The following is a 2,847-nucleotide window of genomic DNA, read 5'->3' as shown; positions in this document are numbered from 1 at the left end:
TAACAAGAGCCAATTTTAATAAGAGGCTGCCCTGTAGGAAACCTACCAGATACACCGGTAACATCAGGGTATATTGAAAATGAACATGTGATGTTATCAGCTAAGTTTTTATTTGCCATATTTGGTTTAATGAAAATTATGCCAATTTCATACACTGGAGAAAACTCAGGTAAAGCAATTAGGCATATTGTTCCAAAAATAAGTCTAAATAGTCAAATCGGTTCCCATGGTTATTTAGAGTTTAATTTTCATGTAGATAACCCTGATTTGTCATTAATTGGCGAAGAGTCAAAAAGACCGCCATGCTTAGAATATTTAGCGTTGTATTGTTTAAGGGGAGATAGTCAAGCAATAACAGAGCTCATAGATTTAAAAGATATTGTAGAATTTATGAGTGATGATGAAATTAAAATAGCACAATCTAATCAGTTTAATATTCAACGACCAGACTCTTTTGAGGACGGAAATCCAAGTATAAAAAATGTTCCGCTTTTTACTAAATTTAATGGCAAATATTATTCTAGATATGACTTTCATAACATTCAATCAACCAACAATTCAAGTAGTACAGTACTAAACAAGATCAACGAGATACTTGTAAATAAAATCAACCCCTTAAAAATAGTTTTTGAAACGGGTGATTTTCTAATATTCAAAAACCAAGAGACAATGCACAAACGAAGTCAATTTACTCCAGAATACAATGGCAATGAAAGGTGGTTAATGCGCTTATTCGGAATGAAAGATACACCCAAAAATCACCTGCATAATCAATTAGTGTTAAGGAGTTAATAATGAAAAAAATCACAAATATTACATTTATAGGACTAGGCGTTATGGGGTTTCCTATGGCTGGGCATTTATCAAAAAATCATAATTTTTCTGTAACTGTTTGGAATAGAACAATAGCTAGGACAGAAGAATGGGCAGATAAATACGATGGAAGTATTGCTAGTTCAATTAAAAATGCTATTGCAAAAGCAGATATGATACTAATTTGCGCTGGAAAAGATGAGGATGTTGAGGAAATTATTTATGCAGAAAATGGCATTTTGCAAAATATTAATAGTTCGATTGTTATTGACCATACAACCACTTCGCATAAGTTGGCTCAAAAACTAGCAGCATCTTTTAAAGAAAAAGATATTGAATTTATTGATGCACCTGTTAGTGGTGGTGAAATTGGGGCAATAAATGCTCAATTAAGTATTATGGCTGGTGGTAATAAAAAAACCATACAAGCAGTAAATCCAGTATTAAAACACTATGCAAAAAATATAACTCATATGGGTAGCCATGGATATGGGCAATTAGCAAAGATGGTAAATCAAATATGCATTGCTGGAGTTTTGCAAGGATTATCTGACGGAATTTTATTTGCAGAAAATGAAAACATAGATATTGAAAAATTACTATCAGCTATATCAGGCGGAGCTGCACAATCTTGGCAAATGGAAAATAGAGCGTTAACAATGAGCAAAAGAGAGTTTGATTTTGGTTTTGCCATCAAGTGGATGGTTAAAGATTTAGGCTATTGCTTAGATAGAGCAGAAGATAATAAAACAGATTTGTCATTTACCAAAAGCGTATATGATAAATATCAAAAATTAATGAAAAATGGTGATGGGAATTTAGACACATCAGCATTGATTTTGCAAAATAAAGGGGAATAAAATGTTTATTGAAGGTTCATTACTAGCAGATTATTTGTTAATTGGTGTATTAGTTTTAGTGGTTGCATCTTTTGTGGCTGGTTTTTTAGATGCTGTTGCTGGTGGCGCTGGTTTAATCCTAGTGCCAGCATTTATCCTTACCGGTATGCCGCCGCAACTAGCATTAGGACAAGAAAAATTAGTTTCTACCTTGGGCACATTTTCAGCAATTTACAATTACTTTAAAAGTTCTAAAATAATTTGGAAAGTGGCAGGATACGGCATACCTACAGCACTTATAGGTGCTTATATTGGTGGAAAGGTTATTTTATCCATTGATGAGTCAATAGTTGGTCAGATAATTTTCTTTTTGATTCCCATTGGTTTACTGGTATCTTTTATGCCCAAGAAAGATACAAAAGATGGAGCATATCAACCTAGTAAAAAAGATATTATGATAGTTTTGCCATTGGTTTGTTTTATTGTTGGTTTTTATGATGGCTTTTTTGGTCCAGGAACAGGGAGTATATTAATTCTGGCATTACACTTTTTAATTCACATGCCATTAGTTGAGTCATCGGCTACTTCAAAAATATTTAATTTAGCATCTAATGTTGGTGCGTTTGTCGCATTTTTTATAGCCGGGAAAATGGCATTTATAATTGGAATACCAATGGTGTTGGCAAGTATCGGAGGGAATTATATCGGTAGTCATGTAACTATTAAAAATGGTGATAAAATAATCAAACCGTTGATTTTTTCTTCTATTGCAATTTTATTTATATCTCTTGGGATTAAATATGTATGGTAAAAATACATAACAAATCATTCCAGCCGACCGCTAACGCGTCGGCTGAATTCAAGCGTTATGTGTAAAAGAGAAAACTATGGAATCAGATAGACCGCAAAAAATATCAATCGATCATGATGACTATCATGCTGAACATATTGGAAGAACAAAAAAAAAGGAGAACAATTCTTTCTTACTACTCCATTTGAACCTGCAATAAATGAAAAAGAAGGCTGTGAATATATAGCTCTATTTAAATTCGATAATGAAGGTAACCTTTTAGAGCATATTATTGATGAAATAGGCTCAAGAGGTTCGTATGATGAAAACGAGCGCAAAGAAAAATATCTCGCCCGCCTAAATGAACTTGGCGAAGTTAAATGGCTCTTGTTAAAAACAAGAGCC

The 2,847-nt window shown here is 33.1% G+C and carries 4 protein-coding genes; 3 read left to right on the top strand and 1 reads right to left on the bottom strand.

Annotated elements, in window-relative coordinates:
- The first annotated feature begins 90 nt into the window (after window positions 1-90).
- Genes BAZSYMA_RS05955 through BAZSYMA_RS05945 form a run of 3 tightly spaced genes read left to right on the top strand, consistent with a single transcriptional unit; the run spans window position 91 to window position 2,463 of the window.
- Window positions 91-792 (top strand): Fe(II)-2OG oxygenase family protein, encoded by a 702-nt coding sequence (locus tag BAZSYMA_RS05955; RefSeq protein ID WP_090716666.1) that lies wholly within the window; start codon window positions 91-93, stop codon window positions 790-792.
- A gap of 2 nt (window positions 793-794) precedes the next feature.
- On the top strand, window positions 795-1,673 hold the full coding sequence (locus tag BAZSYMA_RS05950) for an NAD(P)-dependent oxidoreductase (protein ID WP_090716663.1): 879 nt from the start codon (window positions 795-797) through the stop codon (window positions 1,671-1,673).
- A 1-nt stretch (window position 1,674) separates the two neighbouring features.
- On the top strand, window positions 1,675-2,463 hold the full coding sequence (locus tag BAZSYMA_RS05945) for a sulfite exporter TauE/SafE family protein (protein ID WP_090716661.1): 789 nt from the start codon (window positions 1,675-1,677) through the stop codon (window positions 2,461-2,463).
- 74 nt (window positions 2,464-2,537) lie between these two features.
- Here BAZSYMA_RS05945 and BAZSYMA_RS10220 read toward each other — a convergent pair.
- A partial coding sequence (locus BAZSYMA_RS10220; protein WP_206599448.1) for a hypothetical protein occupies window positions 2,538-2,847 on the bottom strand: 310 nt, incomplete at its 5' end.

This window comes from Bathymodiolus azoricus thioautotrophic gill symbiont (assembly GCF_001298715.1).
Taxonomy (GTDB): Bacteria; Pseudomonadota; Gammaproteobacteria; order PS1; family Pseudothioglobaceae; genus Thiodubiliella.
This window is presented reverse-complemented; position numbering and strand designations above follow the sequence as displayed.